The sequence below is a fragment of the Bradyrhizobium pachyrhizi genome (assembly GCF_001189245.1).
GTDB classification, from domain to species: domain Bacteria; phylum Pseudomonadota; class Alphaproteobacteria; order Rhizobiales; family Xanthobacteraceae; genus Bradyrhizobium; species Bradyrhizobium pachyrhizi.
This window is the reverse complement of record NZ_LFIQ01000091.1, coordinates 8,075-12,345: the sequence shown is the minus strand read 5'-3', so window position 1 is coordinate 12,345 and position 4,271 is coordinate 8,075. Positions and strand designations below refer to the sequence as shown.

Genomic DNA, 4,271 nt, shown 5'->3' with positions numbered 1-4,271 from the left:
AGGAGCCGCGAAGCGGCGTCTCGAAGGGTCGACGGCCCCACTCTCGGTCGTCAGGAAACAACATGCGGAAACATCTGGGCCGTGCATCCTTCGCGGCGCGCAAGAGCGCGCACCTCCAGCGACAAAGGCGAAGCCTTTGTGCGGGGATGACGGGGCTGGTCGAGGCGCGTGTTGCTTTCGCAGGGACGATTGTGGATGCAGGCCGCGCCACACACCCCGTGTCGTCCTGGCGAAGGCCAGGACCCATTACCCCGAATCTCAATTGTTGCGCTTGCTGGGGCCACGATCCCGGTCATCACCGAATGCGGTGGTTATGGATCCCTGCTTTCGCAGGGATGACAAGCGGGGATGACGGTCTGAGAAGGTGTAGCGGATTTGAGAGCGGCGGCGCCCAAGACCTGCGCACGCATTCAAGATCCGCGCATTGACAAGGTCCCGCCACAACGACCTGATAGGCGGATGTCTCGCGTGAGCTTCCCGCCATGATCGCCAGCCTCAGCCTGATCCTGCTCTGCCAGCTGGTCGGCGAAGTCGCCGTGCGCGCGCTGGCGGTACCGGTGCCGGGCCCGGTGGTTGGCCTCGTGCTGCTGCTGTTGCTGCTGTTGGCGCGCGACCGCTTTCCGGCGCTGGCGCGCGGGCCGCTTGGCGATGACGGTGTCGAGAGCGCGAGCCGCGGCATGCTCGCCAATCTCTCGCTGCTGTTCATTCCGGCCGGCGTCGGCGTGGTGCAGAAGCTCGATCTGCTCGCCGAGCACGGCATCGCGGTCCTGGTGATCCTCGGGGTTTCGGTCATCGTCACCCTGCTGGCGACGGTTGCAACCTTCGTTGCGGCGAGCAGCCTGTTTTCGCGCGAGGAGGAGCGGCTGTGAGCGACAATCCGTTCTCGCTCTGGGTCTACCTTTCGCAATCGCCGCTGCTCTGGCTGACGGTGACGCTGTTGACCTATGCGGTGGCCGACGCGGTGTCGTTGAAGACAAGGCGGCACCCGCTCGCCAATCCCGTGTTGCATTCGGTGTGGATCATCGGCGTGTTCCTGCTGCTGACCCGAACCTCCTACACCACCTATTTTGCCGGCGCGCAGTTCGTGCACTTTCTGCTCGGACCGGCGACGGTGGCGCTTGCGGTGCCGCTCTACGAGAACCGCCGGCGGGTCGCGGCGGCGATCCTACCGATGCTGGTTGCGCTCGCGATCGGCTCGCTGACGGCGATCGTCTCGGTGGTGCTGCTGGCGCAGGCGTTCGGGCTGCCGCGCGACGTCATCCTGTCGCTGGCGCCGAAATCGGTCACCGCCGGCGTCGCGATGGGCATCAGCGAATCCCTGCACGCCGATCCCTCGCTGACCGCGGTGTCGGTGATCCTCACCGGCATCATGGACGCGATCATCGTCACGCCCCTGATGAACTTCACCGGCATCACCGACTTTCGCGCCCGTGGCTTTGCGGCGGGCATCCGCCCATGGCATCGGCACCGCGCGCGCCTTCCAGGTCGACGAGGTCGCCGGCGTCTTTGCCGGGATCGCGATGAGCCTGAATGCGCTGGTCACCTCGCTGCTGGTGCCGCTGGCTGTGACATATCTGCTGCGCTGATCCCGGCTGCAGGGCAGTTTTGTGCTATTGGTATGGCGTTGAGCAGCAAATCCTTCTAGGGTCGCCGCCTCAAACGCGAGTCTGTTCCCCCTTGGTCTTCTCCGCAACTCAAAGCGTGCTTGGACTGGCATCGGGCATGCTGGTCGGTTTTTCGCTGGGCCTGGTCGGCGGCGGCGGCTCGATCCTTGCCGTGCCGCTGATGGTCTATGTGGTCGGCGTGCCGGAGCCGCATGTCGCGATCGGCACCTCGGCGATCGCGGTCGCCGCCAACGCGGCGGTCAATCTCTCCAACCACGCCCGCGGCGGCACCGTGATCTGGTCCTGCGCGCTGGTGTTCGCGCTGTCGGGCATGCTGGGCGCGTTCGGCGGCTCCATCCTCGGCAAGATGCTGGAGGGGCAGAAGCTGCTCGCGCTGTTCTCGCTGGTGATGCTGGCCATCGCGGGCCTGATGCTGAAGAATCGCGCGCGGGTCGGGCTGACCGACGTCAAGATCTCGATGTCCAACATGCCCGCGATCATCGGCCTCGGGCTTGCCACCGGAACCATGTCCGGCTTCTTCGGCATCGGCGGCGGCTTCCTGATCGTGCCGGCGCTGATGCTGGCGACCGGGATGCCGATCATGAACGCGGTGAGTTCCTCGCTGGTTGCCGTCACCGCCTTCGGCATGACCACGGCCCTGAGCTATGCGTGGTCCGGGCTGGTGTCGTGGGGCTTGGCGGGGCTATTCGTCGCCGGCGGCATCGCGGGCGGCCTTTTGGGCACACGCAGCGCCCGGCACCTGTCGGAACGGCGCGGCGCGCTTAATATCGTGTTTGCGACTGTGATTATCGTGGTGGCGATCTATATGCTGCTGCGTAACATCAATGTGTCCTGAACGTAGAAGGGCGAAGAGCTCTTGCGAAAGCCAGCCATGAACCAACTGACGAAATCGCCCGTGATCAACGCCGGTGCCACCCGCCGCGGCGCGCTCGGCCTGATCGGTGCCGGCATTGCGCTCATGGCCACGGGCGCCGCGCGCGCCGAGGATGACAATGTCCTGACCGAGGAGCAGGTGCTGCGCGATCCGGATATTCCGGTGATCGGCAACCCCAAGGGCGACATTACCATCGTCGAATGGTTCGATTACAACTGCCCCTATTGCCGCAAGCTCGCGCCGGAACTGCGCCAGGTGGTGCAGGACGACGGCAAGGTCCGCCTCGTGCTGAAGGATTGGCCGATCCTCGGGCCGGTCTCCAAGGTCGCGGCGCGGATGGCGCTGGCGGCGAAGTACCAGAACAAGTTCGACGTCGCACATGAGGCGATGATCTCGGTCAATTCGCGCATCACCGAGCCGCGCATCGCCGAGTTGCTCTCGGGCGCCGGCCTAGACATGGACCGCCTGAAGAAGGATCACGACGCCAACGCCAAGGCGATCGACGCGATCCTTTCGCGCAACAACGAGCAGGCGCTGGCGTTCGGATTCAACGGCACGCCGTCATTCATCGTCGGCAAGTACCGCGTGCCGGGCGTGCTCAGCATGGATCAGTTCGAGCAGGTGATCGCCGACGCCCGCAAGGCCAATATGGGCCGCAAGACCGAGCAGAATTAGCCTTTGGCGCCTTCTGTTGAGGAGCGCTGACGGGTCCGTGCGAAGTGCTCGTCTCGTTGATTTTCGTCATGGCCGGGCTTGTCCCGGCCATCCACGTCTTTCTGTCGAAGTGAAGCAAAGACGTGGATGCCCGGCACGAGGCCGGGCATGACAGGTTTTGCGGATATGATTGTGTCGGCTTGAAAGGAATCGTTACTTCGCCGCGATCTTGTCCCACTGCTCGCGGGTGCGCGTCTTCAGCAGGTTCCAGTCATGCGCTGCGACGTCCCAATTGACGATGGTGCGCGTGTCCTGCGCCACCTCGCCATTCGCGACGCTCGATGTCCGCATCGAGTCATAGACATAAACGCCACATATCAGCAGCAGCGCGCCCAAAATCATGCCGAAAAAGGTCCGCATCGCTTAATCCCTCCGGTGTCGGAAGCATAACGTCGCCGGGCTCGCTGTGGTTCCGGCGATCGATCAACTGCGCGCGAACGCCCGCATCACGTAGTCGATGAACACGCGCACGCGCGGCGAAAGCTGACGGTTGCGCGGATAGAGCAGGTTTACCGGCACCGAGGGCGGCGGACATTGCTGCAGCACCGCGACCAGCGTTCCGTTTGCCAGATCGGTTTCGGCATGGAAGCGCGGCACCTGCACGAGGCCGAGGCCGAGTTTGGCGCTCGCCAGATAACTCTCGGGGCCGGTCACCGACATCGGCGCCGGCAGCGGAAACTGCTTCAGCGCGCCGTCGATCACGAACTCCATCGGCCGCAGGCGTCCGGTCGTCAGCGAGCGGATGCCGATCATGCGATGACCATCGAGCGCGAACGGATCGACCGGCGTGCCGAAGCGCGCAAGATAATCCGGCGTCGCGCAGGTCAACCGCTCGAGCATCGTGACCTGCCGCGCGATCATGTCGCTGTCGGGCAGCTTGCCGAAGCGCAGCACGCAGTCGACGCCTTCGCGGATCAGATCGACCCAGCGGTCGCTCTCGCTCATGTTGATCTCGATGTCGGGATATTCGGCGAGGAAGCCCGGCAGGTTCGGCAGCAGGAAGTGCCGCGCGAGCGTGCCTTGCACCTCGAGCCGCAGTAGCCCCTTCGGCCGCGCGC

General features: G+C 64.8%; 5 protein-coding genes and 1 pseudogene. 4 read left to right on the top strand and 2 right to left on the bottom strand.

The window, feature by feature from the left end; all coding sequences use genetic code 11:
* The first annotated feature begins 482 nt into the window (after positions 1-482).
* The 4 genes and pseudogenes from AKL29_RS22085 to AKL29_RS22070 all read left to right on the top strand — a co-directional run bounded on the left by AKL29_RS22085 (position 483) and on the right by AKL29_RS22070 (position 3,174).
* Positions 483-869, top strand: a complete 387-nt coding sequence (locus AKL29_RS22085; protein WP_050385620.1) for a CidA/LrgA family protein — start codon at positions 483-485, stop codon at positions 867-869.
* Positions 866-1,586 (top strand): annotated as a pseudogene (locus AKL29_RS22080) (LrgB family protein). Before AKL29_RS22085 ends, AKL29_RS22080 begins: the two are co-directional and overlap by 4 nt.
* A gap of 136 nt (positions 1,587-1,722) precedes the next feature.
* The gene (locus AKL29_RS22075) at positions 1,723-2,460 is read left to right on the top strand and encodes a sulfite exporter TauE/SafE family protein (protein ID WP_050385619.1); all 738 of its coding nucleotides are present in this window, start codon (positions 1,723-1,725) and stop codon (positions 2,458-2,460) included.
* 36 nt (positions 2,461-2,496) lie between these two features.
* Complete coding sequence (locus AKL29_RS22070) at positions 2,497-3,174, top strand: DsbA family protein (RefSeq protein WP_050385618.1); 678 nt, start codon at positions 2,497-2,499, stop codon at positions 3,172-3,174.
* 192 nt (positions 3,175-3,366) lie between these two features.
* Here the strand turns inward: AKL29_RS22070 and AKL29_RS22065 are convergent, their stop codons facing one another.
* Together AKL29_RS22065 and AKL29_RS22060 are read right to left on the bottom strand one after the other, a co-directional pair.
* Positions 3,367-3,573: a hypothetical protein gene (locus AKL29_RS22065; protein WP_016841536.1), complete on the bottom strand. Its 207-nt coding sequence runs from the start codon at positions 3,571-3,573 to the stop codon at positions 3,367-3,369.
* A 63-nt stretch (positions 3,574-3,636) separates the two neighbouring features.
* Positions 3,637-4,271 (bottom strand): LysR substrate-binding domain-containing protein (locus AKL29_RS22060; protein ID WP_244482292.1); only part of this gene is annotated, 635 nt, incomplete at its 5' end.

Coding starts and splice junctions, on each gene's coding strand:
- AKL29_RS22085 (WP_050385620.1), top strand. CDS start 483: ATGATCGCCAGCCTCAGCCTGATCCTGCTCTGCCAGCTGGTCGGCGAA.
- AKL29_RS22075 (WP_050385619.1), top strand. CDS start 1,723: ATGCTGGTCGGTTTTTCGCTGGGCCTGGTCGGCGGCGGCGGCTCGATC.
- AKL29_RS22070 (WP_050385618.1), top strand. CDS start 2,497: ATGAACCAACTGACGAAATCGCCCGTGATCAACGCCGGTGCCACCCGC.
- AKL29_RS22065 (WP_016841536.1), bottom strand. CDS start 3,573: ATGCGGACCTTTTTCGGCATGATTTTGGGCGCGCTGCTGCTGATATGT.